This is a genomic window from Oceanispirochaeta sp. M1 (assembly GCF_003346715.1).
In the GTDB taxonomy this organism is placed as follows: Bacteria; Spirochaetota; Spirochaetia; order DSM-2461; family DSM-2461; genus Oceanispirochaeta.
The window spans coordinates 133,105-158,920 of the sequence record NZ_QQPQ01000010.1; the positions used below are offsets into that span (position 1 = coordinate 133,105).

Here is a 25,816-nt window from a genome sequence, read left to right on the forward strand (position 1 = left end):
AGGAAAAAAGGATATGAAGGACGATAATTCTCTTTGGAAAATAAGCCGCAGCTTTAAGAATGCCAGGCTGAATGATGAGCTGAAGACACTGCTTTTCTGCGGCAACGGGTTTCTGGGAGTCCAGGCCGATGACCCGAATAGTCATCAGCCCAGCGGCACTTATATCAACGGTTTTTTTGAATCAACATCCATCAGCTATGGAGAGAAGGCCTATGGCTTCCCCTCTGTTCAGCAGGTGATGATCCCCCTGGTTGATGTACTGGGTTGGGAAATTGAGGAAAAGACAAATGATGGTTTAAAGAAACTTGCACTGTCCGAAGGGATTATCGAACTTGATATGCAGAAGGGAATCCGTGTAGTAAAAAGCACGTCCCGGAAACCTGACGGTTCCATTCTGGAAATAACAAAAGAGACAATCGCATCCCTGGCTCATCCCAATCGTCTGTACAACAGAATCAGTCTTAAAGGACAGGGAATATTCCGAATTATCAGAAAAATCAGGGAACCCGGTCAGGACCGTGAAGAGAGCGATGATCCCAGAAAAATGGAATCCATGGGTACTGACCTGTTTAAAGACAGCAGCTGTAGAATGAATGGCAAAAGATGCATCATAGAAGAGACAACAAGAACCAGCGGTATGAGCTATGCCTGTGCACTGCAGGTGGATAAGGAGAGAGGTGAGAAAGGTTATGCATCAGGACAGTTTGCAGAATATACACAGTATATAGATCTTTCTGAAACAGAAGAGATGAGCAGCCTCCTGATAGCTGTATTCTACAGCGCCAATGATGGGGATTCACCCGTAGAGAAAGCAGCCGATGAACTTGAAGAGGCCCTTAAACAGGACTGGACTGCCATCTGCAGAGACCAGGAGAAAACCCTCTCTGATTTCTGGAGCAAAGCGGATATCAGAATTGACGGCAAAGATGAATATACCCGGGCCCTTCGTTATAACAGTTTCGCCCTGCTCCAGTCCACCGGTACAGATCCAAGTAAAAGCGGAGCAGCCAAAGGACTGAGCAGCGGAGGCTATAACGGTCATTACTTCTGGGATGCGGACGTCTATATTCAGGCCGCCCTGAACAATATCGATCCAGCCAGAGCGAGAAACCTTGTAGAATACCGCATAGGACATCTGAAGGAAGCAAGAGCAAGAGCCTCTGAACTATCCGAAGCAGGAGCACTCTACCCCTGGCGGACCATAGACGGCCGGGAGTGTTCTGCCTACTTTCCCGCAGGGACAGCTCAGTTCCACATCAATGCAGATATTATATGGGGAATGAAGAGTTTTCTGGACAACAGCGGAGAGAGAGACCTTCTTTTAAAGGGTGGAGCAGAAATGCTCTTTGAAACAGCCCGATTCTGGGCAAATTTCGCAGTTGAAGTACCGGACAAAGGATACTGTCTGCACTGTGTGACAGGTCCCGATGAATACACGGCCCTCGTAAACAATAACTTCTACACCAACCTGATGGCCCGTGAACATCTGAGCTACGCCTTTGCCATTGCCATGGAACTTTCCGAGGAATATGGGGAGTTCATGGCGGAACTGACAGGTAGAATCGGATTAGATCAGGAGGAAATCAATAGCTGGCAGAAGATATCCAAAAAATTCTTTCTTCCGAAAATTGAAAATTCAATGGTTTATAAACAGGATGATTCCTTCCTGGAAAAAAGTCCCTGGGACTGGGAAAATACCCCTGAAGAGAACAGACCTCTCCTCCTTTACTACCACCCTCTGAAGATCTACCGTCACAGAGTCATGAAACAACCCGATGTTATTATGGGACTTCTTCTTCAAAAACAGTATTTCAGCAAAGAAGTCTTTGCAGCAAACTATGATTATTATGATCCCCTTACAAGCGGAGATTCATCCCTTTCATCGGCAGTACAGTCTGCGGCAGCGGCCCTTGCGGGTCGAATGGATGATGCTGAAGACCACTTCAGAAAGAATCTCTTTCTGGATCTGGATAACAGGGAAGGAAATACGGACAACGGAATCCACCTGGCAGCCATGGCCGGGGCAAGAATTGCCCTCCTCTACGGCTTTGCCGACATGGAAGATACCGCAGAGGGTCTCAGCTTCAATCCTTCATTTCCAGATGACTGGGGGAATGTTTCTTTTTCTGTGGTTTACAGAGGAGTAATACTATCTGTGAAATATGATGCACTTGAAAAAAGCGTCAGCTTTAAAGCTGACGCTGAGATTATAGTGAATATTGGAAAACAGAGCCTCTCAATCCGGAAAGATGTGGAGACATCTTTGTATCTGGACTGAAAGGCTTATCAGTTTGTTTAGTAGATTGCATACTTATCGTTGAGATAGGTATGGACTAAATCTACTTCTGCATCAGTCAAACTTTTGGAAAAAATAAGGATTTCTGCAATATCTCCGTCAAATCCATATCTAGAGTGGATAGAATAGTAATTCCCAATATATAAATTAGGGATTCTTATTCCTGTTGGCTCATTGATAATAGATATTGAATTCATATCTGTTCCATTTACAAAGTTTCTATGCCTATCTTCAATAACAGAAGTCTCATTATCAAATATATTTGTGATTAAATATTTCTTACCAGAGACAGGAACTTTTAAATCTATAGGAACGCCAGTAGCTGAATTACTTGTATAAGTCATCCCCATAAACCTGTTAAAAAAATATGTAGTATAAACTCTAAAATAAGGTGACAAGCTAGATCCTGTAGCATTACCTGTGAGATACATCCCAGTGGTACTTGCATCAATAACACCAGGTTGTAAAACTACAAAAAATGACAATCCCTGCACAGTGTCTAGAACCTGTGAAGAAATATATAATAAATCCCCCTCATCTCCTAATCCATCATCATTTACAAAGCGAACAGAAGCTTTACCTCCAATCCCAGACCCTGATGCAATATATTCAGGTAGTAGTCGTTCATCAACAGTGACTCCACCTGGATTAAATGATTCAGCATCAAAACCTCTACCACTGACATCTATCCATTTTGTAACATGACCAGATTCAAGATGTGCAGGAAGAATTTTTTCTGCATCCAACCAAAATGCTACATCATCCAACCAGTGAGGAATATTAGTAGCTCCTCGCAAATTAAACTCAAATGTACTCTCATCCTTATCATCACTGAGAATGGTAAAAGTCAGAGGAAAGCCACCATCAACATCTGGATCAAAAGCAACAGAAAAAATTAGAGACTCACCTGCAGCAATTACCAGGCCACTGCTGATTGAGTGAACTATATCAAAGGCAGCATCTGTGTTATCCACAGAAAAACCATTGATAGCTAAATCAACATTGCCAGTATTCTTTAATGCAAAATCAAGGGCAGCAGTATTACTTCCTGCTGCTGTCACATCAAATAAATAAGGATCGCCATTATTCGTATATTCCGTAGAGCTCTGGTATACAGCAATCTCACCCAGCGCTCCAGTTCCTGTCAAAGGAATGGAGAATGCCGAATACTCCGCATCGTTGGATGCAATAGTTATGGCTGCATTCAATAACTCTTCATGTCCGCCACCGGAAATGGGACCGATGACTGTTGGGTTGAAAACGACTTCGAATGAACTGCTCTCTCCGGGCTGGAGAGTCAGGGGCAGCTCAAGATCTCCCATATTCAGAGAATAAGGAGTTCCGGCAATTCCCATCATATCCACAAGGATAGCAGAGACAGTCATATCAATCTGACCGATATTTTCTATAGTCAATGCTGTGGGGTCAGAACTGCTACCGATTTTCTGATAAGAGAAGTCCACGGGGGTACCGTATTCGACTCTTGTGTCATCAATTCTCACGGCGATAACCTTACCACCGGCAACTGCACTCAGATAATCCTCGAGAGCAACATTGAAATCAGCCTTACATGAACCGGCTGCAAGCAGTACCGAAAGAAATAGAGTTGTGATGATCAGACCGCTTCTAGCCTTCCTACTGAAGATCGAATTAAATAATTGCATTCAGAGCCTCCAGAATATTTTCATCATATTTTCCGGAATCATTGTATAAATCTCTGATAGCAGATTCTTTATCCATTATATCACGATAATTTCTGGATGAAATCAGAGAGACAAAGCTCTCAACCACATGGAGGACTCTTGCTATGTACGGGATATCCATTTCCTTCAAACCAGAAGGATATCCGCTTCCATCCTGATTTTCGTGATGTTTCAGGATTCCGTCTCTGAATACGGGTTGGAACTCTTTATCTACAAAATAGATCATATTCAGCCCCAGGTTTACATGGTTCTGAATGGTGGCAAACTCTTCTTCGGAAATCTGTTCCTTTGTCAGAATCTGGGGATCTATACTTAAAAATCCAATATCATATATTAGAGCTACAGCAAAGTGGAGAAAACTCTCTCTTTCATCATATCCAAGCTCTTTAGAAATCTTGAAAACCAGCTCGCCGATATTCCGTGAGTTATTCTTTCGCTTTGTCGCAAGGTCGATTTTCTCACCCTGTGACTTACACTGCTGCATCAGCACTTTGATCTTCTCAGCTTCATCATCGGGAGGAGGAAGGGCTGCATTGGGATTTGATTTTTTTTCTGAGAGCTGAAGCTGTTCCATGGATTGAGCCATATCGGGAAGGGCATACTGATTATTGATAGAGGTAATAGGCCGGGTGCTCTGCATTGCATAGAGTGTGTTCTCAAAACGGCGCTGATCTTCACTGGATTTTCGAACAGAGAGGAGAATAAGAAGTCCGAATCCGATGAATAAAAAGAGTCCGATAACGGCTATCAGTATGATGATATAAAAACTCATCTGAGTACCGGTCTCACCTGACTGTTTACTGACCTCAAGAGATGTGTTGATGATTTCACTCATCTTCTCCTGCTGTTCAACGGCAAGGGCATCTCTTTTTTCCAGAAGTGCAATCATGCGCTGTTCATATTCAACACGATCTTCCTGAATCTGCTGAGAACGCTGCAACTCCTGTTCCTGTACCTGAGTTATCTGTTCTCGCAAAAGAGTCTGCTGCTGAACATTCCTGGCCTGTTCTTCCTGCTGCATGGTTTGAAGCCGATCCTGGTAGGCCTGTTCTTTCTCTTCATACTCTCTGCGTTCGGCTTCTCTGACTGCTTCAAGACGGGCCTGTGATGCCCTCTCCTCTTCAAGGGCCTTATCAATCTCTTCCAGACGCTTTATCTCTTCAGCTTCATTACGCAGACGTTCTTCTTCTGCTCTTTTGGCTTCTTCCATCTCCAATTTAACATTCTCCAGATCAGCAAGAGCCTTTTTAACCCGGGAGGAAGCAATGGACGAGTGAGTACCGAGATGATTCTTTATTTCATCCAGATATACTGGGAATTTTTTTTCAACAAGATCAGTTATATGGTAATAGTAGATTTTCTCAGCCAGTATTTTAGCTGCATTGGGTAGTTCTTCCCCTTCATGAAGGTTTAAAATAAAGTTTATCAGTGAATAGGCGGAGTTGTAGTCCTCCTCCTGATACTTCTGGTTTGCCTGGCTCATGTATTTTTCTTCAAGACTTGGTGCCTGAGCCTGTAGATTAAAACAAAAAAGAAACAGGAAAGCTGTATAAAATATTTTCTTAGTCATTAAAACTTATCCCCACTCCGATTTTTCCACTGTAATAATCCTCAACCATGCCTTCTTCTTTAAGGAAAAGAGTCTGAGTCGTTAATGCGGAGTATAATTTGAATTTTTCATTTTCAAAAAAGTCATATGAGATTCCCAGATTTCCTCCAAAGGAGACATCCAGATAATCAATAAAGAAACTGCTTATATAATAGTCCAGGGAGAGGTTGATTTTTAATTTATCAAAGAAAGTCAGGTTCCATATTCCGATTCCGAAAGAGGGAGTGGAAAAACCGATGATGGCCATATGCTCATCTTCACTGTCGGGGAAACTGTATGAATTATTCAGATAACCGACTCTGAGAGTTATGGGAATGGGCAGTTTTGAAATTCCGATGGAATAATTTGCATTGATTCCAAAATTAGTGGTACCCGATTCATCATTGCTCATCTCAAGAAACCCAAAATCCGTAACAATATCCAGATTCATAAACATGACAGGATTCCTGAAGTTTGCACCTATCTGTGCAGCCATTCCGTATAAGAGATGAGACTCTTTCATATCATTGAATTCCTGATATACATCCGAGTTGAAAAATATAAGATCTAAGGGGAATAGAGCCGCATAATAGGAGAAGTTATCAGTTGATACTGTGCTGATGCTCTCAACATAGGCCTTGGCATCATCAATCTCCTGCTGTTTTTCATCAAGGGATGCCTGATGTTGCTCTTCGACTTTTCTTTCTTCGGCAACCCGGGCGTCTTCCTCTGCCTGACGTTGTGCTTCTTCATCCAGTTTCCGCTGCTCTTCAGCCTTAACCTCGGCCTCAGCTTCTGCTGCCAGAAGGGCATTTTCTTCGTCTTCTCTAAGGATTTCATCCAGGAGGAGATAGAGATCCTGTGCCTGACTGTGGGCTAGATTATTATAGAGAACAGCATCCAGTACTTTATAGGCATAACTGTATTCTTCCTGAAAAACCAGGTCTCCGGCCTTTTCAACAACATAGTCGATTAGCCTGTCATAATCTTCATCAGAACTGTCATAATCTCGCAGCTGCTGGATGAATGAAGGGTCCTGTTTCACCAGAGCTTCTGAAATATATTCCTTCTTGATCTTATATGATGCTTCATCACCAAACAAACCACCACAGCTGAATAACGCGACAAACAGCAGGAAAATGGATAAAATCGTTATTTTTTTCACAAAAACCTCTAGTTCCAGAATCGACAGGTTTTTATGAATTCTTTAAATCGCTGTTCATTATAAAAAAAAGAGCTCCAAAATCGTTCATTTTAGTGCTCTTTTTTACAGGATTTTTTTTACTTCAGAACAATTCTGGCTACAACCTCATCATCTTCAATCTCATCATGTTCTTCAAAGCCCAGAGAAGCATAGACATGCCTGGCGCCTTTATTTTCAGGATTATAGGAGAGGGCAAATTTACTGTAGCCTTTCTCAGTACTTAGTTTATCTAAAGCTTCCTTTACGGCCGACTTACCGTAACCCTTACCCTGAAACTCTTTATCGATGGTAATTCCACCCAGCCAACAGCTGTTGTCATCCTCATCTATGGCCCACATCATAAATCCGATGACCTGATCATCAAGCTGAATGGCCAGTGGGTTCCAGAGGTCATCATAATTACAGAGACAGAGATAATAGCTTCCGGAGGCGACATACTCAGACTGCTCTTCCTTAACTTCCAGTACAGCGATATCACGCCAGTTATCCTTGTCCACTGGGACAAGGGATATTTTCTTATCAGACAATAGTTACTCCTTATATCTGTTATGATAATATCCCTTTCTCCTCCTGTTTACAAATCCCCTGGATGGGGATAGATGGAAAAATATAAGACATATCTATAACGGAATATGGATGATGTTGATATGATACCCTTTTCCTGCGAAGATACAGATTGACGAAATTAAAATCCCGAATAATCATATTCATTAAGATACGGAGCATATATGAGCGACAAAGCACTTGAGGGCATTCTTTCCAACTTAAAAGAGCTCGGTTTTACAGAATATGAAGGAAAAGTTTATATGGCTCTTCTCAACGAACATCCTTTGAGTGCCTATAACATATCTAAAAATTCAAGTGTTCCCCATTCAAGGGTTTACGATATTACAAGACGTCTGATCAAGAAAGGATATGTAACTTCCAAGGGTACAAACCCTGAGCTCTTCTCACCTATTTCTCCTGAAGAACTGGTATCCAGACTCCGACGCGATAATACAAAGCGTACAGATGAGTTGAAACTTCAGCTTGATTCCATCCAATTTACAGCGGATTTCGACCCTGTATGGAACCTCTCCGGCAGAACAGAAGCCCTGGAGATGGCCGAAGAGCTTATTGAAGAGGCTGAAAACACAATTTTTGTAGGTCTTTGGGATGAAGAGCTCAAAGTTCTGGAAGAGTCTTTCAAAAAAGCTGAGAAAAAAGGGATAAGAATACTGATTCTCCTTTATGGAGAAGGAAAACCCGACTTCGGCGAGGTCTACTACCACAGTGTTGAAAATCTGCAGGATATTACAGAGGTGGGACGCTCCCTTGATCTTGTTATAGACTCCAAGGTCTGTATTGCCGGAAGCCTGGGAGGAGTAGCCCCCTGTCAGTCCGTCTGGACTAGAAACAAGGGACTTATCAAATCAATTGAAGGTTTTATTATCCACGATTTCTATATAGCCGAAATGCGGGATTATCTTGGGGACAAGGCAGATGAAGTATTCGGTAAGAAGTTTGAAAGGCTCAGACTGAAATACGGCCACTGACAGATCAGCAGGCGGAAATAATTGTTCCGGCCACAGCCGGTGCAGCAGCTGCGCTTCTATTCTCTACCATAAAAAACTTCTCCATAATTCAAACTCATTACGACTGTTACTCATTATTACTAATATGAGTAATAGCTGGAAAACAGTATTAATCCACATCTCGGGAATGGTTAAGAAAAAGATAATTTATCCAACTTAATCCACAATATTCTTGACAGTTCTGCACTCTCGTCTATACTGGATTTACTATTACAGTAGTAATACAGTTCCAGGAGATAAGTTATGGATAATTTAAAAGTACTATTATGGGGTTTTGGAGCCATGGGCAGCGGTATGGCTGAGATGCTTATGAAGAAGAAAGGAATCGAGATAAGCGCCGTATGTGACATGCATCCCGACCGTGTGGGAAAAAGCATATATTCCCTTCTGGACAGAGAGCGTGGAGACAGACCCGAAGTACTTATTCGCAGTGACATAAAAGAGATCGTAAGTGAGGGCTTTGTTGATATTGCCCTCCTCGCCACCGATTCATTTACCGCAAAAGCCTTTGATAAGATCCAGTTCCTCCTGGAAAATAAACTCAATGTAATATCGACTGCCGAGGAGATGGCCTTCCCCCAGGCATCAGAACCCGAACTGGCAAAAAAACTCAATGAGATAGCAAGAGAAAATGGAGTCACTGTCCTTGGAACCGGAATCAATCCGGGACTGATTATGGACCTCCTGGTTGTAGCCCTCACAGGGGCCTGTATAGATGTGGAAGAAATAGAAGCCGAACGTGTAAACAGCCTCTCCCCGTTTGGTCCTGCTGTAATGGAAGAACAGGGAGTGGGAATCACTCCCGAAGAGTTTGCCGAGGGGGTAAAAAACGACACCCTGGCCGGTCATGTTGGATTCAACGAATCTGTGGGCATGATTGCCAAGGCTATCGGCTGGAAACTGAGCGAACCCGTCAGACAGTCCATGGAGCCCATTGTCTCCTCGGTTTACAGAAAGACAAAATATGTAGAAGTTCAGCCCGGAAATATAGCGGGGTGCAGCATGAAAGGTTATGGAAAGGTTGATGGCCGGGAGAGGATCAGAATGATTCATCCCCAGCAGGTAGAGCCTCAGCTGGAAGGCACCGACACAGGTGACTACATCAGAATAAAGGGTACCCCCGATATTAATATGTCCATTAAACCGGAAATCCCCGGAGGGATTGGTACAATTGCCATGTGTGTAAATATGATACCCCATGTTATCAACTCCAGACCCGGTCTTAAAACCATGATTGATCTGCCTGTCCCCCGTGCCGTCATGGGCGATATGCGCGACCTGATAGAGAGCTAGAGAAATGAAAGCAGTAAAAGGTGACTGGGTCCGTATTCATAAAATAATCCTAAGCTCTGCCCAGAGGGCTCCTCAGGTTCCTGAAGATACAAAACAGGTTCCTCTGGAAATGTGGGACAAGGGTTTCCTGGTAAATTCATCTGCGGTCGTCGGGGATGAAGTGGAAGTAGAGACAATCATCGGACGGAGGCTTACAGGCGATATGATAGAGATAAATCCTCAGTTTGATCATGCCTGGGGAAACTGTATTCCCGAAATACTCCAGATCGGAAGACAGGTCAGATCAATTCTGGCTGAGGAGGCAGAGTGATGTCAGCAGCCGGATACAGCGAACTCATGGCCCGCAGAGCCGAGATTATGAAGAGTGCCGTTCAGATTGACTATGATCAGTTTGAATCGGGCTCCATCGCCTTTGATTTTGAGGGGATGATGGAAAAGGTCGGCTACTCCCTGGAAGAGATCAAAGAGATCCAGGAGAGTACGGGGGTCGGCAACACTCCCCTCTATGAACTGAAAAACCTTACAGCCCTCTGCCGGAAGACGGCAGAAAAGGGAAAGGGTGCCCGGATCTTCTTAAAAGACGAAGCGGCCAATCCTTCGGGAAGTTTCAAGGCCAGACGTGCTGCTGTGAGTGTCTATCATGCAAAAAAGCTCGGCTACAAGGGTGTCATTGCTGCCACAAGCGGAAACTACGGCGCAGCTGTGGCCAGCCAGGCCGCCATGCTGGGTCTCAAATGCATAATTGTACAGGAATGCTACGATTCCGAGCATAAAGGACAACCCGAAATAATTGAGAAAGCCAGAAAATGCGAGGCCTATGGTGCCGAAGTTGTTCAGCTCTCTGTAGGTCCCGAACTCTTTTTCAGCTTTCTTCAGCTCCTTGAAGAGACAGGCTACTTCAATGCATCCCTCTACACCCCCTTCGGCATAGCCGGAGTGGAGACTCTGGGTTATGAACTCTCGGCTCAGATGAAAGAGAAAATCGGACGCAACCCCGATGCGGTTGTGGTCACCACTGCTGGAGGCGGCAATGTCACAGGTACTGCCAGAGGCCTGATCAAGGCTGATGCTCTTGAAACTGAAGTCATCGGCGCCAGTGTAGACCTGAAGGGACTCCACATGGCCAGTGACGGACAGTTCAACCTGAAGTCATTCACCACAGGTCATACGGGATTCGGCATCCCTTTTGCCACAAATCCCGACAGATCGGATGTACCCCGCTCCGCCGGACGGCCTCTGAGATATATGGACCGTTACGTCACCGTACATCAGGGTGAGGTCTTCTATATGACCGAAGCTCTGGCTCAGATCGAAGGACTGGAAAGGGGGCCTGCGGGAAATGTTTCCCTGGCAGCGGCCTTCTCCATAGCCCGGGAGATGAACAAAGATCAGGTCATTGTTGTTCAGGAGACTGAATATACGGGAGCGGGAAAGCATATACAGCCCCAGCTTTCCTTTGCCCGGGAAAACGGAATAGAGATCAGATTCGGTAATCCCGAAGAGGAGATTCCCGGAAAGTCCATCATACTCCCCGAGGACCCCTCAATGATCCGGGCCGTGGATCTGGATCTGGACAAAATAAGATTATCCTATATTAGAAACTGCCTTGCCTCCCTGGGTAATGAAGAAGAGGCAACAGAAGAAGATATTCACTATATGGCCGAGGAGTGCAGAATCGGCACAGATAAAGTTAAAAAAATGATTGATTCACTGGAAGGTAGGTAATAATGGAACGAAAAGATGATTTTAATAAGAGAAGAGAGCATCTGAAAGATCTCACAGAGAAGCAGCTGGAAGAGAGATTCTGGGAGCTCTGCGGTCAGCTGATGGATCCGATTGTAGAGATGGCTGAGAAGCAGACATCCCCCTCCATTGAAAGATCAGTTCTTCTTCGTATGGGATTTTCCAGCCTGGAAAGTAAAGCCATCGTAGACAGTGCCATTGATAAACATCTACTGGAGCACGGCGCCGGACATCTTGTTTACAAACTGGCCAAGAACAAGGGAATGAATATCCGTGAAGCGGGACTGAAACTCGCAGATAACGAACTCTGGGATGAAACAGTATCCCTCTTTCAGGGAGCAATCAATGAAAAAACTCGATAAAAATACAAAAATAGATGTCCTTGAGATCCTGAAGGATCTTGAAAACTACAGACCCCGCAGAAGAAACTGGACCTGGAGAAAAGGTGCCGGAGAGAAAAGACAGATCGGTAAATTCGAATACTACGATACCTCCGAGAACCTGGAGCAGGCACAGCCCCTCCCGGGAGGTCACTTTTTTGACGACATAGCCCCTCAGCCCACCAGCTCCATCACAACAGAAATCGCCTCCGGACGTTTCGAAGACGATATCAGAAGAATGAGAATGGCCGCCTGGCACGGTGCCGATCATCTGATGGTTATCAGAACTGCCGGACAGAGCCATATGGACGGACTTATCGAAGGAACTCCCCAGGGAATCGGCGGTGTACCAATCACCAGAAAACAGCTTCGTGCTCAGAGAAAAGCTCTGGATCTGATCGAGGATGAGGTGGGAAGACCCATCAACTACCACTCCTATGTGAGCGGTGTTGCAGGACCCGAAATTGCGGTTCTCTTTGCCGAGGAGGGAGTCAATGGAGCCCACCAGGACCCCCAGTACAACGTACTCTACAGAAATATCAATATGGTCCGCTCCTTTGTGGATGCAGCGGTAGCTAAAAAAGTAATGGCCTGGGCAGGAATTGCCCAGATCGACGGTGCCCATAACGCCAATGCCACCGCCCGTGATGCCTGGAAGGTGATGCCCGAACTGATGGTTCAGCATGGTATTAACTCTATCTTTTCAGTAAAGGTGGGAATGAAAAAAGAGAATATCTGCCTCTCGACTGTTCCTCCCACGGCTCCTCCCGCACCCTGTATGAGACTGGACCTACCCTACGCTGTAGCCCTGCGTGAATTATTCTCTGAATACAAGATGAGGGCACAGCAGAACACAAAATACATGGGCTCCTCCACAAGAGAAGCCACCGTAACCCATACCCTGAACCTTCTGATCTCCAAGATGACCAGGGCCGAAATTCAATCCACCATCACTCCCGATGAAGGACGGAATGTTCCCTGGCATATCTACAATATGGAAGGAACCGATACAGCAAACCAGGCCTTTGCCGGCATGGACGGCCTGACAGAGATGCTGCAGATTAAACGGGATGAAGGAGAGCTGGCCTGCAAGGTTCGTGAACTGAAAGAGAGAGCTGTTCTCTATCTTGAGGAGATGGTTGAAGCCGGCGGTTATTTCAATGCCGTTGAGCAGGGATTCTTTGTGGATTCCGGATACTATCCCGAGAGAAATGATGATGCCATCATCCGTCATATCGACGGCGGAATCGGTGCGGGCACAACCTATGACAGGGCGGAAGATTACATGGCTCCCGTAACTGCCCATTTCGGATACAACAATCTGGAGCAGTACGGCCCTGAAGCTGTAAAAGATCCTTCATCTCTTATTGATGGGGGCACCTTTGAAAAGCCGGAAAAAATCATATTTATTGATGAACTGGATGACATGGACAACGTCAAAGTCAGGATGGAGGAGACAAAGGACTTCAGAGAGAAGAACATTGTCAAACCAGAGATGGAATGGCTGGGAGATGGTGTTGTACAGACGACCATGTTCCTCCCTACCGATGAGAGAACCGCCTATTACGCCGCCATTGAAGTGGGTAAAAAGATGGGACTGGAAGAAGTTGAAGTTATCCATACAGAGATCATGCAGGCAGCAGAAGGTACCAGAGTGGAGATAAAAGGGAAGTTCCAGCACTCCATCGATCTGGATACACTGGTTGTTCCTCCGGCTCCGGACATTATGACTGACGAAGAGCTCTCTGCCGCCATCAAGGCACGACCCATGAAGGTTGTTGCTGCGACGGTAGGTGAAGATGAGCACTCCGTAGGACTCAGAGAGATCATCGATATAAAACATGGCGGAATCGAGAGATTCGGCATCGAAGTTCACTACCTTGGAACCTCCTGTCCCATCGAAAAACTCGTAGATGCAGCCATCGAACTGAATGCGGATGCCATACTTGCCTCCACCATTATCAGTCATGATGATATACACTATAAGAATATAAAGAAGATACATGACTACTGTATTGAGAAAGGAGTCAGGGACCGGATTATCTTCAGCCCCGGAGGAACTCAGGTCTCACCTGAAATTGCAGAAAATTACGGAGCGGACAAGGCCTTCGGCCGGGGAAGCAACGGAACTCAGGTAGCCACATTTCTTGTGAAGAACAGGGAAGAAAGAGGATTGTAGATGAGAAGCACCATGCAGGTGGATCTGCTGTGCGCGGAGATCGGCAGCACAACGACCGTAGTCAACGCCTTCAGTGGAATTGGAACAGCAAAACCCCGTCTTGCAGGACAGGGTTTTGCTCCCACCTCAGTACTTGAAGGCGATGTGACCGTCGGTCTTAATGCCTCCATCAGCAACCTGAAAAAGAATCTCGGATGTGAGAATCTCTCATGGAAAAGATTTCTGGCCTCCAGCTCCGCTGCCGGAGGTCTGCGAATGACCGTTCACGGCCTGGTCTACGATATGACTGTCAGGGCGGCGAAAGAGGCGGCCCTGGGAGCCGGTGCCAATATTCATCAGATCACTGCAGGAAGAATGCGGCGAACCGAGCTTAAAAAACTTGTGGATGTACATCCGAATATCATAATGATTGCCGGTGGTGTTGATTATGGAGAACGTGATACAGCCCTGGATAATGCTGAGAAAATTGCAGACCTTAAACTGGGAATCCCGGTGATCTATGCCGGCAATATTCAGAACCATGAAGAGATCCGTGAGATCTTCAGGGACTCAGGCAGCAGACTCTACATTGTGGATAATGTATATCCTGTGATCGACAGGATGGAAGTACTCCCTGCCCGAAAAGTGATACAGCAGGTTTTTGAAGAACATATAGTCCATGCTCCCGGTATGGAGAAGATCCGCTCTCTGGTGGATGGTCATGTCATCCCCACCCCCGGAGCCGTTATGGAAGCCACCCGCTTTTTAAATGAGGAGCTGGGTGACCTGATAACCTTTGATGTGGGAGGAGCAACAACAGACGTTCATTCTGTCACAGAAGGATCTGAAAACATTAGCAGCATCCAGATCTATCCCGAACCCGATGCCAAACGGACGGTTGAGGGTGACCTGGGAGTTTATATCAACAGAATGAATGTACTGGAGCTCTCCGATCAAAAACGACTGAGTCGGATAACTGGAATTGAAGAGGAAAAGCTTGGAGCTGCTGTTACAGCATTAAAAGCCGTTCCTGAAACTGATATAGAGCGTCTGCTGGTCAGGGAACTGACCTATACGGCATTGAAGACCGGACTCCACAGACATGCCGGTAAATACCGGGACTCCTTCGCCTCAGGAGGAAAGAAGACCGTGGCCATGGGCCGTGATCTGACTGCTCTGAAATATGCTGTGGGAACAGGTGGTGCCCTCACCAGACTGGGAGTGGGTGCTGAGCTGATAGAAGAGGTCTTTGCCACAGGTCAGAAATATGATTTACTCCCCCCTGCCCTGCCTAAGATTCTTATAGATTCAAAATACATAATGGCCTCTCTGGGTGTCCTCAGTACAGAATACCCCGAGGATGGGGTACACTTATTCAAGCATTATCTGGAGGACCTCTGATATGGCCGGCCCGGAAATTATAGTTGATATAAACAAGATACGTGAAAACACCAGAACTCTGGTTGATTTCTGCAGCAGCAAAGGCATTAGGGTCACCGGAGTTACCAAGGTGACCTGCGGTATGCCCCTGGTTGCCCGGGCTATGCTTGAGGGTGGTGTTGTAAGCATCGGGGAATCCCGAATTGAAAACATTCAGCGCCTCAGATCCAGCGGAATAAATGCACCAGTAATGATGTTGAGAATTCCTCCTCTTTCAGGTGTTGATGAAATCGTAACATCCGTAGATATAAGCCTCAACTCGGAGCTCTCTGTGATCTGTTCTCTCTCTGAAGCGGCGGTACGCAAAGGAAAGATTCATAAAATAATTCTGATGGTGGATCTGGGAGATCTGAGAGAGGGGATATGGCCCTCGGATCTGATGGAGATCTGCCGTGAAGTTGTAAAACTGAGGGGTGTAAAGATTGCAGGAATCGGAACCAATCTGACCTGCTTCGGCGGGGTCCTCCCCTCCCGGAAAAATATGACCCAGCTTGTAACTTATGCTCAGCAGATTGAAGAGAGATTCGGTCTGGAGATGGAGATTATTTCCGGTGGTAACTCTTCATCCCTCCCTCTGCTTATGGAAGGGGGAATGCCTGCCAGAATCAATCATCTGAGATTAGGTGAATCCATTGCTCTTGGAAGAGAAACTGTCAAAGGGACTCTCTGGCCGGGATGCCATGCAGATGCCTTTCAGCTCTCTGCAGAGCTGATTGAACTTAAGAAAAAACCCTCTGTTCCCATCGGAGAAACTGGAATGGATGCCTTCGGCAAGACACCTGTATTCTCTGACAAGGGCGATATATTGAGGGGCATACTCTCTGTGGGTAGAGAAGATGTAGTGATTGACAATCTGATTCCCGTAGACAGCGGGATCTCTGTCCTGGGAGCATCCAGTGATCATCTTCTGATTGATGTAACAGGGTCTTCTTCCGACCTCAGTCTGGGAGACAAAGTCAATTTCAACCTGAATTATGGAGCCCTTCTGGCGGCCATGACTTCCGGGTATGTAAAAAAAACACCTATCACAGGAGAAGAGGGAATCATGAAATCCAAAAATGCGGTTTTAATGGGGAACTCTCCCACCTTCACAGAAGAGATTCTGTTAAATCATCTTACAGAGATGGGATTTGAATATGAAATCAGTACAAAAGAGATTACAGAAGGTCTTATCGCAGCAGAGATCAGGGAGAAGAAGATTCCTCTCATCGGCGGAGAACAAAACTGCAGCGTTGCAGCACTGAGAGGCATGGCGAAAGCACTTGATCAGGCCGGGCTTATCATATTTTCCCCTAACGCTTCACTCCTGACAGAGGGAGATGAGAGTCACTCATTTCTGGCAGAGATACTGGGATTAAAGAACAACGGAATCAATCTCAGTTCGAAAATATCTCCAGAGAGCATTGTGATCATAGGACTGCGAGATGCAGAGCGCAGTGAAGTTGAACTTATCAGGGAACATGATATTCAGGTATATACCATGGAGGATATTGATCTTCTGGGGATGAGAGAGGTCATGATCAATGCCCTGAGAAAGGTTACAACGGGAACAGAGGGATTCTATGCCCGTCTCAGCACTGATGTAATCAAGGCCGAAGGAGAGGGACTGACTTTCAGGGAAGCCCACCTGGCCATGGAGATGATTGCCGATTCAGCAAATATGAAGGCCTTTGACATCTCCGGAACTCCCGACAGGAGCTGGATCGATGACAAAGGCCTGTGCAATCTAGTTGGATCTGCCTTTGGAAAAAGGATTTTAAAGCTCTAGTTACAGATATGCAAAATAATCAGATAAAATGGCGGAGAATCAAAGAACGGATGGAAACTCCCTGGGCAAACAAAATAGATATTAATAATCCCCTGGGAGAATACCCGAGACCGCAGTTCGTACGCCCGGACTGGCTATCTCTCAATGGAATATGGGATTATGTCGTAAAAGAAGACGGAAATGACGATCTTGAAGATTACGACGGTGAGATTCTAGTTCCTTTTGCCATTGAAACAGCTGCTTCTGGTGTTGGCAAACCCCTTCACCCCAATGAAACACTCCGATATAGAAAAAAGTTTGAAATACCTGAAAACTGGAAAGAAAAGAGAATAAAGCTCAATTTTGAAGCTGTGGACTGGCACTGCATCTGCCGAATCAACGGTATAGAGGCTGGTGTGCATAAAGGTGGTTACATCCCTTTCTTCTTTGATATCAGTGACTTAATCGTAGATGGTGTTAATGAAATGACTCTCGATGTGAAAGATCCTACTGACAGCGGCCACCAGCAAAAAGGCAAGCAAACTCTCAAACCCAAGGGCTGTTTCTATAAAGCCACTAGTGGAATATGGCAGTCTGTATGGCTAGAACCGGTTCCAGAAGAGAACCACATCCTCAAGATGAAACTAACTCCGCAGGTGGACTCTTCATCTCTAACTGCGAATATTACGACTGTGACAAAATCTTCTGTGAGATTGACAATCATTTCAGAGGGTAAAAAAATATCCCAGCTCATAGCTGAAAGCGGGAAAGATCTGGTATTGCCAATATCTGATCCCCGATTATGGTCTCCCGTGGATCCTTATCTCTATGATCTGAAAGTAGAACTCATCAGTTCTGAGAATGTGATAGATAGTGTAGAAAGCTATTTCGCCTTGCGCAAAATATCTACAGCTCCCGGCTATAAGGGGCGTCATTTTATCTATCTCAACGACACAGCCATTTTTCTCCATGGTCCCCTGGATCAGGGATATTGGCCTGAAAGCGGGATGACAGCACCCTCTGAGGAAGCGATAATATTCGATCTGGAGAAGACGAAAGCACTGGGTTTCAACATGGTAAGAAAGCACATCAAAATTGAATCGAGACGCTGGTATTACCATGCCGACAGATTAGGCCTTGCTGTGATTCAGGATATGGTATCCGGTGGGAACAACTATGTGAGTCCCCTGGGAGATGCTCTCCGCTACACAGTGGGAAAACATTATAGAGATACTTCGAAACAATATAAAAAATCCGTTGGAAGGTCTTCCCCTGACAACAGAGCTGGATTCGAAGAAGAACTGACAGAGATGATTGAGCATCTCTATAATACCCCTTCCCTGCTGATATGGTGCCCCTTCAATGAAGCCTGGGGCCAGTATGATGCTCTGCGAATAAGCGATATGGTCGGAGAAAAGGACCCTTCCCGTCTCATTGACCATGCATCAGGCTGGTATGACCAGGGTAGGAGTGATTTTGAATCTCAGCACTCTTACTCGGCAAAGCTTCCCGGACCAGGAAAAAATGATGACAGAGTCTACCTGTTGTCAGAATACGGTGGAATCAATCTGAATATTCCAGGGCATTTGTGGGATGAAAATAAAAAGTTCGGTTATAGATCTTTTAAAAGTAAAAAATCTCTTGAGCAAGCCTATGTGAAACTGATGAGACAAAGCCTTAATCCGTTGATAGAAAAGGGACTTGGAGGGGCAGTTTATACACAAATAAGCGATGTGGAAATTGAATCTAATGGTTTTTATACTTACGACAGAAGAGTTTTAAAAATAGATGAAGCAGTGGTTTATGAAAGCAATAAAGAAATCTACGAAGCCTTTAGATCCCTAAACAAAAAGTAAGTAAATAAACCGGCAATAAGCTCATTGCCGATTCAGAAAAAATAAAGGCCTTCGACATCTCCGGAACTCCCGCCAGGAGCTGGATCGATGACAAAGGCCTCTGAAAAATGGATTATTAAACTGTCAGTCCGATGGACTCACAATCTATCTTCTCCAGATCACAATCAGGTGTTGACTGATTCAGAAGGATAAAAACATTTGTAGTGTCACTACAGGAGATGGGGGCAAAGTGCCAGACATTCCTTGAAACTGAAAAGGCTGTTCCAACTTCTACTTCCAAGGCTCTTAGAGTGCTCAGATCAGCTGTCTTTTCTCCACTTCCGAGAACAAGTACAATATTTTTATCAGAGGGGATGATCAGCTCGCTGCTGCTTAAATGCCGTTCAAGCCAACTGATTTCCACAGTGGTATCCATATGGGTTTCTACAAGAGAAAATCCGATATTTTCATTGAATTCAATCTCAGCTAGATTCTTAAAGAAGGAAAAATCATCACCCTTATAGGCTGCATCTTTTTCTTTGATACTTAATAAAGTGCCGAACTCTTTCGAATTTTCTGCTGTCATTTTTTCAATTTGGAGCTTCATGCTGTGGCTCCGAAATATTCAGATATAGTTTCAATCAGAAGATAGGCAACAGTTGCTCCGGCATCCACATGTCCCTTGGATTTCTCTCCGAAACAGGCAGCTTTTCCGTGCTGAGCTTCCATATCCTTTGTCTTTTCAAGACAGGATGCGGCATAGGAAGTGAGATCTTCAAAGAGTGTTTTTTCGCTGTCGTAGTTCTTATCCAGAAGATAGTCCGCAACAGGGGATAAAACATCAAAGATTGTTTTTTCACCGACCTTGGTCTTTCCTCTCTTCACGATGCCTGATTTCATTCCACCGAAGAACAGGGACCAGTCAGAAATCTCTATAGATTCCTTTTCTTTCAGGACTTTCCCGGCATCCATAAATGCCGATGCCATAAGTGTCCCCATGGTTGAAGGGGCCGCCTTTGCCATAGTCATTCCAGATTTCATTATAAGTTTGCCTAATGATGTCTCTGTGCTGTCTTCAGCCTCATCAGCTGCAGCGGCAAATATTTTTGACATGGTGATACCTAGATCACCATCTCCCATTATCGAATCCATTTCGATCAGATATTCTTTCTTTTCTGCAAAGCGTTCTTTGAGAACCTTCAGGATTCCCTTAAATTCATCTATTCCAATAGCCATATGCCTTCCTTAAAGCTCTTTCTGACAGTAAAACGGAGTATAACAGGGTTTCTTGATCAACTTTTTAAGCTCATCATCCAGTTTTAGAAGAGAGATAGATCCACCGGCCATTTCCATAGAAGTAGCAATTTCACCGATAAAAGCATGAAAGACCTTAATCCCTTTCATTTCCAGAATCTCCGCAGTTTCTTTATACATGATATAAAGCTCTTCTTTGGGTGTAGAACCAAGACCGTTAAGCAGTACACAGACCTCATCCCCTTTATTGTAGGGAAGATCTTCAATGATTTTTTCCATCAGAATCTGTACAAGTTCTTTAGCTGTCAGAAGCTTGGTTCTATTGATTCCCGGCTCTCCATGGATACCCATACCAATTTCCATTTCATCATCAGCCAGTGTAAATGAAGGCTTACCAACCTCGGGAATGATACAGGGAGACAGGGCAAATCCCATTGTTCTGACATTGGCGGCTGCCTTTTCTCCAATTCTCTTCACTTCATCCAGGGATGCCAACTCATCGGCCTTGGCTCCTGCACATTTATATACAAAGAAAATGCCGGCAACACCACGTCGTTTATGCTCTTCTCCTTTTTTGGAGGAGGCAACATCTTCACCGCAGACAAGATGCTCGGTTCTGATATCATCCATTTCGGCCATCTCAGTAGCCATTTCGAAGTTCATTATATCGCCCGAATAATTTCCGTAGAGATAGAGAACACCCTGACCCTGTTCAACAGCCTTGGTCACATTCAGGATCTGTTCAGAACTGGGAGACTGAAATACATCACCAACAGCACAGCCGTCAAGCAGGCCGTCACCAACATATCCGAGAAAGAGAGGAAGGTGACCCGAGCCTCCACCGGTTACAATACCGACCTTTCCTTTTACCAGATCCTTTTTTATGAGACAGTGAAGATCATCCTCCACAAATGTCAGATCCTGAGGATGTGCAGCGTAGATGCCTTTTAGAGTATCCAGGGCAAATTCTTTTGGATTATTGAGTATTTTTTTCATGAGAAGACTCCTTATATTTTTTTAATATTTTCATGGGACTGAAAGTTTCTTTTTCAACGAAATAATAGTAGATCATTACCAGGATCAAAAAGAGTCCTGTAAAAAAGACACCGAAGAAATTGCTGAAACGTAAAAGGCCGAACCCGGAGTTGAGAAATTGCAGGGTGAATACTGCCAGCAGAACTCCTGAAGTTTTCCCGATTCCACCAGCCCAGCTTACCCCGCCAAGAAGGCAGATCAAAATAGCCTGTAGAGTATAGGAGCCACCATAATCAGCCTTGGCACTGTTTGTTTTACTGGTCATTATTATGCCGGCAATGGCACCCAGAATACCAATCAGGATAAAAACCTTCAGGATGACCGCTTTCGTATTAATAGTTGAGTAAAAGGATGCTTTACTGTTTTCTCCCACATAATAAAGATTCTGTCCAAAGATAGTCTTTCTCAGAATAAAAGAGACTACAATTCCGATGAGAATAAAGATGATAAAAATATTCGGAATAAGACCGAAAATACTCCCATTGGAAAATTCAGTCAGAGAGGGGGAGAAATTGACAATGGCATAGCCCTTTGAGAAAACAACCCCGATACCGCGAAACAGCTGATAGGTTCCCAGTGTCGCGACTATGGGATGGATTCCCACATAGGCGACGAGGAATCCATTTGTGAAACCGCATGCGGCACCAACCAGGATTCCCGCCAAGATCCCCAATACCATACCCATTGGTGATCCGTCGTGGGAAAGCATAATCCCTGCAGAGACCAGACCGCTCACATTGGCAATTGATACAAGGGAGAGGTCAATCCCCCCGACAATCATGGCCAGCATGATTCCCAGAGAGAGGATTCCTAACTCAGGAATCATACTAAGCATAGAATTCCAGTTTCTAAGGGAAAAGAAATTCATATTTGTAAGAACACCCATTACAAGCATAACCATAAAACTGATTATGAAGAGTCTGAGTATTTTTCTATCTTCTATTGATTTATTCATAATAGCTCCTAGGCTTTCACAATCTTATTGACCAGGATTGGAGCTGCAACAGCTATAATTACGACAAGGCCGACCACAACCTGCTGCCAATAGCTTGAGACTCCCATAATGATCAGGCTTGTGTTGATAATAGTAATGACCAATACTCCCAGGAATGTCCCTAGAACAGATCCCTTACCACCACCAATATTAGCACCTCCGAGAATGGCAGCCGCAATAACAGACAGCTCTGAACCATAGAGTTCAAAGGGGTTTGCAATTCTAAGGAATCCCGACTGTGTTATCCCGGCGATTCCTGCCAGACTGCCCACGGCGACATAGATGAAAATTTTAATCCATCTTGTATTCAGCCCCAGGCGCTGAGCGCTCTCTTCTGATCCGCCTATCATATAAACCGATCGTCCCAGCATGGTGTATTTCAAAAAAAGAAAGATCAGAATACATAGGGAAAAATAGAGAAAATAGGCACTGGAAAGCCCGATGAGCTTGCCATCCACGGTCTGTTGGAGAATCATATTTTTTCCCCATTCCACCAGAGATCCCGGAATCTGATGGTTTATCCTTGTTCCTATATAGGTATACATAAACCCCGAGAGCAGACTGCTCGTACCAAGGGTAACCACCATTGCCGGAAAATTAAAAAGAGATATCAACACCCCGTTCAACAGACCGCAGAGGGCTCCGATGATCATCCCTGTCAGATAAATCTGCAGGATAGAGACATCTGAGTTCCCCATATAAATAAGAGAACTGCAATAGAGGCTGAAAGCTGCCACAACAGGAAAGGAAACATCTATTCCCCCGGAGACCAATACCAGTAAAACCCCTAAAGAGAGAATACCGATAACAATAGAGCTTTTTAGAATACTGAATATGTTTCCATTCGAATAAAAAACCGGATTTATAATTCCGATTACAAAACACATAACAAAGAGAAATATAAAAATATAAGTCTCATGCTTGTGAAGAATTTTTGTCATTCTCATATTTTTACCTTATCTCATCCAGTCCTGCCATCAGGACCTCTTCAGTAATGGAGTCATAGCCGTACTCTTTATGCAATTCACCTTTATGAATCAGAAGAACACGGTCACAGTTATCCACTAGTTCAGGAATATCATCAGAAACAATAATTACCGAAGTTCCTGCTTTACGCAGTTCCTGGATTTTTTTATGAATTTCAAATTTGGAACCCACATCCACTCCCACACTGGGGCCGTTCAGGATAAGGATATCAATGTCAGCACAGAGCCATTTGGCGATAACCACTCTCTGCTGGTTCCCCCCTGAAAGTGTGCGGACCGGAACAGAAATATCAGAAGTATTGAGTTTGAGCTCTCTGATTTTCTCACTTACAATAGATCGGACTCTATCAAAATTGATGATACCAAAACGAGAAGAGAAGTTTTCAAGACTGGCCATGATCCCGTTACTTTGAATTGACTGCTGCAGCAGCAGACCTTCTGTCAGCCTGTCCTCGGGTACATAACCGATCCCATTTTTCTTGGCTATCGAGGGATTTGATATTTTAACAGGATTTCCCTTCACACGGATCTCTCCATGATCTACAGGAAGAACACCGAAGAGGGAAGAGACTATTTCTGTTCTTCCACAACCCAGGAGTCCTGTTATTCCAAGGATCTCCCCTTTCCCCAGGGAGAATGAAATATCTTTGAATTTATCTTTATAAGAAATACCATCCACTTCCAGGATGACTTCCTCTGAATCTTCTTTTTTCTCTTTACGACTGGATTCAATTTCCCGGCCGATCATCAATGCGGAGATTTTCTTTTCATCAAAGTTCTCAACAGGACCCTCTTCAACAATCTGTCCATTCCGCATAACGATGAACTGATCGCAAACCTCCATGAGTTCTTTTAATTTATGGCTGACAAACAGAATCGCGATATTCTGTTTCTTCAGCAGCCTGATAATATCCAGCAGCCTCTGGATTTCCGTATGAGTCAGTGCAGAAGTCGGTTCATCCATTATAATCAGATGGGACTTCTCGGATGTAAGAGCCCTGGCAATGGCGACCAGCTGCTTATCGGCAACAGATAGATTCTCTACTAATTCGCTGAGGTCAAGATCCACCCCGATTTTATCGAGAGCTTCTCTGGCTATCTCTTTATAATCTTTTTCACTGATGAACTTTCTCCTGTTTTTCACAAGTTTGTTCATTGCTATATTCTCAGCTACACTTAGATTCTGAAAAAGAGAAAAGTCCTGATAGATAACCTGAATCCCTGCAGAAATGCTCTGCATGGGAGTCAGCTTATGGTGCTCTTCACCGTTTAGAAAGATCTTACCCATATCGGGAGTATGAACTCCCGATATGGTCTTAATGAGAGTGGACTTGCCACAACCATTTTCACCTGCTAAACAGTGTACTTTTCCCTCTTCGATATGAAGTGTAAGATTCTTTAAGGCATGAACCCCGCCAAATCTCTTATCTATATTTTCAAGGTAAACTACATTGTTCATTATTTTGAATGATTCTCCCTAGAATGAGTACTCATCTACATTGTTTTTATCAACAAAAACCCAGGCATTGGCAAAGAACAGATTCTTCTTAGAAGGATCCTGATTCAGAGATTCGTACCCTGCAACATCCAGATCCATACCATCAGTAATTTCTTTACCATCGAGGAGCATTACAGCAACACGATTCATGGCATAGGCAGCCAGAGCTGGGTCCCAGAATCCGATTTTATCAACGGCTCCGCTTTCCAGGTAGGCTTTGTTATCCAGAGGAGTACCAACACCAACGACAGAAACCTTATCCTGAAGTCCGCTTTCATCAATGGCCAGTCCGGCACCGGGGGCAGTTGTACTGGCAGATCCGATAATACCTTTGAGGTTGGGGTAAGTAGAAAGAAGTTCTTTTGTTTTTTCATAAGCAATCATCTGATCGTCATAGTCTTCGTTTCTTCTGCTTACCAGTTCTACAGAGGAGTAATCTGCAATAAAGGCTTCTACACCATCCTGCTGTTCATTATGAGACTTAGAGGTAAGAGATCCTACAAAGTTAGCCACCTGGCCTTCTTCACCCATATTTTCCAGGAGATATGATGCCATTTCTGCACCAAAATCTTCATTCCTGAAGGCTTCGAGAATGACATCTGTATTCTGCTGGCTGGTAGCTTCATGTGTTACAACAACAATTCCTGCATCCATAGCTTTCTTAAGTACTGGTTCAAGAGCCTCGGGAGAAAAAGGAACAACACAGATTGCATCAACACCCTGAGCAATAAGGTTTTCAATAATCTGTACCTGCTGAGCAGCATCTGCCTGAGCGGGTGACTGCATGAAAGTGTCATGACCGGTTTCTTCACCAAACATTTCAGCACCTTCTCTCATGCGGTTAAACCAGGAAATACCATCAATTTTACCAACTGTGGCAATGGTGTACTGTTTATTTCCTTCAGTGACTGCGACCGCAGCTGTGTCTTTCTGGCCCTCTGCCATAAGAGACGATAATGTCAGGGATACAAAAAGTAGAGAAATAATAAATCGTTTCATGTAATAACTCCTATATTTTAGTGAAATACTAACCCCGTTTTAGTAGGGTGTCAAACTAATTTTATATAAAAAATATCTTACAATCGACT

21 protein-coding genes are annotated in these 25,816 nt (G+C 44.6%); 10 read left to right on the forward strand and 11 right to left on the reverse strand.

The annotated features are described in order from the left end of the window. The first annotated feature begins 13 nt into the window (after window positions 1-13). Entirely contained in the window at window positions 14-2,278 is a 2,265-nt protein-coding gene (locus DV872_RS09150) for a glycosyl hydrolase family 65 protein (protein WP_114629621.1), read from the forward strand. 17 nt (window positions 2,279-2,295) lie between these two features. On the opposite strand, the gene DV872_RS09155 is transcribed toward DV872_RS09150, so the two are convergent. The 4 genes from DV872_RS09155 to DV872_RS09170 form a co-directional block, all read right to left on the reverse strand. Next, on the reverse strand, window positions 2,296-3,960 hold the full coding sequence (locus DV872_RS09155; RefSeq protein ID WP_114629622.1) for a choice-of-anchor D domain-containing protein: 1,665 nt from the start codon (window positions 3,958-3,960) through the stop codon (window positions 2,296-2,298). Continuing rightward, on the reverse strand, window positions 3,947-5,569 hold the full coding sequence (locus tag DV872_RS09160; protein ID WP_114629623.1) for an HD-GYP domain-containing protein: 1,623 nt from the start codon (window positions 5,567-5,569) through the stop codon (window positions 3,947-3,949). The genes DV872_RS09155 and DV872_RS09160 overlap by 14 nt, the downstream gene beginning before the upstream one ends. Further along, entirely contained in the window at window positions 5,562-6,752 is a 1,191-nt protein-coding gene (locus DV872_RS09165) for a hypothetical protein (RefSeq protein WP_147283133.1), read from the reverse strand. Before DV872_RS09165 ends, DV872_RS09160 begins: the two co-directional genes overlap by 8 nt. Before the next feature lie 116 nt (window positions 6,753-6,868). Beyond that, window positions 6,869-7,318: a GNAT family N-acetyltransferase gene (locus tag DV872_RS09170; RefSeq protein WP_199563454.1), complete on the reverse strand. Its 450-nt coding sequence runs from the start codon at window positions 7,316-7,318 to the stop codon at window positions 6,869-6,871. Between the two features lie 201 nt (window positions 7,319-7,519). On the opposite strand from DV872_RS09170, the gene DV872_RS09175 reads away from it, so the two are divergent. The 9 genes from DV872_RS09175 (at window position 7,520) to DV872_RS09215 (ending at window position 18,982) form a co-directional block, all read left to right on the forward strand. Further along, window positions 7,520-8,326: a TrmB family transcriptional regulator gene (locus DV872_RS09175; RefSeq protein ID WP_114629625.1), complete on the forward strand. Its 807-nt coding sequence runs from the start codon at window positions 7,520-7,522 to the stop codon at window positions 8,324-8,326. 282 nt (window positions 8,327-8,608) lie between these two features. After that, window positions 8,609-9,658 carry a 2,4-diaminopentanoate dehydrogenase gene (gene ord, locus DV872_RS09180; RefSeq protein ID WP_114629626.1) on the forward strand — a complete coding sequence of 350 codons (1,050 nt, stop codon included), beginning with the start codon at window positions 8,609-8,611 and terminating at the stop codon, window positions 9,656-9,658. A 4-nt stretch (window positions 9,659-9,662) separates the two neighbouring features. Continuing rightward, on the forward strand, window positions 9,663-9,968 hold the full coding sequence (gene ortA / locus DV872_RS09185; protein WP_114629627.1) for a 2-amino-4-oxopentanoate thiolase subunit OrtA: 306 nt from the start codon (window positions 9,663-9,665) through the stop codon (window positions 9,966-9,968). Continuing rightward, complete coding sequence (ortB, locus tag DV872_RS09190) at window positions 9,968-11,383, forward strand: 2-amino-4-oxopentanoate thiolase subunit OrtB (RefSeq protein ID WP_114629628.1); 1,416 nt, start codon at window positions 9,968-9,970, stop codon at window positions 11,381-11,383. The genes ortA and ortB overlap by 1 nt, the downstream gene beginning before the upstream one ends. A 2-nt stretch (window positions 11,384-11,385) precedes the next feature. Beyond that, entirely contained in the window at window positions 11,386-11,763 is a 378-nt protein-coding gene (locus tag DV872_RS09195; protein ID WP_114629629.1) for an ornithine aminomutase subunit alpha, read from the forward strand. Further along, a complete protein-coding gene (gene oraE / locus DV872_RS09200; RefSeq protein ID WP_114629630.1) occupies window positions 11,747-13,960 on the forward strand; it encodes a D-ornithine 4,5-aminomutase subunit OraE in 2,214 nt (737 codons plus the stop codon). The genes DV872_RS09195 and oraE overlap by 17 nt, the downstream gene beginning before the upstream one ends. Next, window positions 13,961-15,340 (forward strand): GlmL-related ornithine degradation protein, encoded by a 1,380-nt coding sequence (locus DV872_RS09205; protein ID WP_230391510.1) that lies wholly within the window; start codon window positions 13,961-13,963, stop codon window positions 15,338-15,340. It abuts the gene before it with no gap. A gap of 1 nt (window position 15,341) precedes the next feature. After that, window positions 15,342-17,147, forward strand: a complete 1,806-nt coding sequence (locus DV872_RS26525) for an alanine racemase (RefSeq protein WP_158546900.1) — start codon at window positions 15,342-15,344, stop codon at window positions 17,145-17,147. 8 nt (window positions 17,148-17,155) lie between these two features. Next, window positions 17,156-18,982: a glycoside hydrolase family 2 protein gene (locus DV872_RS09215; RefSeq protein ID WP_114629631.1), complete on the forward strand. Its 1,827-nt coding sequence runs from the start codon at window positions 17,156-17,158 to the stop codon at window positions 18,980-18,982. Between the two features lie 115 nt (window positions 18,983-19,097). On the opposite strand, the gene DV872_RS09220 is transcribed toward DV872_RS09215, so the two are convergent. The 7 genes from DV872_RS09220 to DV872_RS09250 are packed head-to-tail and all read right to left on the reverse strand — an operon-like array spanning window position 19,098 to window position 25,727. After that, window positions 19,098-19,568, reverse strand: coding sequence for an ureidoglycolate lyase (locus DV872_RS09220; RefSeq protein WP_114629632.1), 471 nt, complete (start codon window positions 19,566-19,568; stop codon window positions 19,098-19,100). Further along, on the reverse strand, window positions 19,565-20,197 hold the full coding sequence (locus DV872_RS09225; RefSeq protein ID WP_114629633.1) for a dihydroxyacetone kinase subunit L: 633 nt from the start codon (window positions 20,195-20,197) through the stop codon (window positions 19,565-19,567). The genes DV872_RS09220 and DV872_RS09225 overlap by 4 nt, the downstream gene beginning before the upstream one ends. A gap of 9 nt (window positions 20,198-20,206) precedes the next feature. Further along, window positions 20,207-21,211 (reverse strand): dihydroxyacetone kinase subunit DhaK, encoded by a 1,005-nt coding sequence (locus tag DV872_RS09230; protein ID WP_114629634.1) that lies wholly within the window; start codon window positions 21,209-21,211, stop codon window positions 20,207-20,209. After that, window positions 21,192-22,205: an ABC transporter permease gene (locus tag DV872_RS09235; protein ID WP_114629635.1), complete on the reverse strand. Its 1,014-nt coding sequence runs from the start codon at window positions 22,203-22,205 to the stop codon at window positions 21,192-21,194. Before DV872_RS09235 ends, DV872_RS09230 begins: the two co-directional genes overlap by 20 nt. 8 nt (window positions 22,206-22,213) lie before the next feature. Beyond that, the gene (locus DV872_RS09240) at window positions 22,214-23,185 is read right to left on the reverse strand and encodes an ABC transporter permease (protein WP_158546901.1); all 972 of its coding nucleotides are present in this window, start codon (window positions 23,183-23,185) and stop codon (window positions 22,214-22,216) included. A 10-nt stretch (window positions 23,186-23,195) separates the two neighbouring features. Next, a complete protein-coding gene (locus DV872_RS09245) occupies window positions 23,196-24,689 on the reverse strand; it encodes a sugar ABC transporter ATP-binding protein (RefSeq protein ID WP_114629637.1) in 1,494 nt (497 codons plus the stop codon). Between the two features lie 18 nt (window positions 24,690-24,707). Continuing rightward, window positions 24,708-25,727 carry an autoinducer 2 ABC transporter substrate-binding protein gene (locus tag DV872_RS09250; protein ID WP_114629638.1) on the reverse strand — a complete coding sequence of 340 codons (1,020 nt, stop codon included), beginning with the start codon at window positions 25,725-25,727 and terminating at the stop codon, window positions 24,708-24,710. Between the last annotated feature and the right edge of the window lie 89 nt (window positions 25,728-25,816).

Excerpts from the sequence above, each read along its gene's own strand:
- ortB (WP_114629628.1), top strand. The coding sequence starts at position 9,968 with ATGTCAGCAGCCGGATACAGCGAACTCATGGCCCGCAGAGCCGAGATT.
- DV872_RS09215 (WP_114629631.1), top strand. The coding sequence starts at position 17,156 with ATGCAAAATAATCAGATAAAATGGCGGAGAATCAAAGAACGGATGGAA.
- DV872_RS09225 (WP_114629633.1), bottom strand. The coding sequence starts at position 20,197 with ATGGCTATTGGAATAGATGAATTTAAGGGAATCCTGAAGGTTCTCAAA.
- DV872_RS09195 (WP_114629629.1), top strand. The coding sequence starts at position 11,386 with ATGGAACGAAAAGATGATTTTAATAAGAGAAGAGAGCATCTGAAAGAT.
- DV872_RS09160 (WP_114629623.1), bottom strand. The coding sequence starts at position 5,569 with ATGACTAAGAAAATATTTTATACAGCTTTCCTGTTTCTTTTTTGTTTT.
- DV872_RS09155 (WP_114629622.1), bottom strand. The coding sequence starts at position 3,960 with ATGCAATTATTTAATTCGATCTTCAGTAGGAAGGCTAGAAGCGGTCTG.
- DV872_RS09205 (WP_230391510.1), top strand. The coding sequence starts at position 13,961 with ATGAGAAGCACCATGCAGGTGGATCTGCTGTGCGCGGAGATCGGCAGC.
- DV872_RS09245 (WP_114629637.1), bottom strand. The coding sequence starts at position 24,689 with ATGAACAATGTAGTTTACCTTGAAAATATAGATAAGAGATTTGGCGGG.
- DV872_RS09240 (WP_158546901.1), bottom strand. The coding sequence starts at position 23,185 with ATGACAAAAATTCTTCACAAGCATGAGACTTATATTTTTATATTTCTC.
- ortA (WP_114629627.1), top strand. The coding sequence starts at position 9,663 with ATGAAAGCAGTAAAAGGTGACTGGGTCCGTATTCATAAAATAATCCTA.
- ord (WP_114629626.1), top strand. The coding sequence starts at position 8,609 with ATGGATAATTTAAAAGTACTATTATGGGGTTTTGGAGCCATGGGCAGC.
- DV872_RS09235 (WP_114629635.1), bottom strand. The coding sequence starts at position 22,205 with ATGAATAAATCAATAGAAGATAGAAAAATACTCAGACTCTTCATAATC.
- DV872_RS09150 (WP_114629621.1), top strand. The coding sequence starts at position 14 with ATGAAGGACGATAATTCTCTTTGGAAAATAAGCCGCAGCTTTAAGAAT.
- DV872_RS09230 (WP_114629634.1), bottom strand. The coding sequence starts at position 21,211 with ATGAAAAAAATACTCAATAATCCAAAAGAATTTGCCCTGGATACTCTA.
- DV872_RS09250 (WP_114629638.1), bottom strand. The coding sequence starts at position 25,727 with ATGAAACGATTTATTATTTCTCTACTTTTTGTATCCCTGACATTATCG.
- DV872_RS09175 (WP_114629625.1), top strand. The coding sequence starts at position 7,520 with ATGAGCGACAAAGCACTTGAGGGCATTCTTTCCAACTTAAAAGAGCTC.
- DV872_RS09220 (WP_114629632.1), bottom strand. The coding sequence starts at position 19,568 with ATGAAGCTCCAAATTGAAAAAATGACAGCAGAAAATTCGAAAGAGTTC.
- oraE (WP_114629630.1), top strand. The coding sequence starts at position 11,747 with ATGAAAAAACTCGATAAAAATACAAAAATAGATGTCCTTGAGATCCTG.
- DV872_RS26525 (WP_158546900.1), top strand. The coding sequence starts at position 15,342 with ATGGCCGGCCCGGAAATTATAGTTGATATAAACAAGATACGTGAAAAC.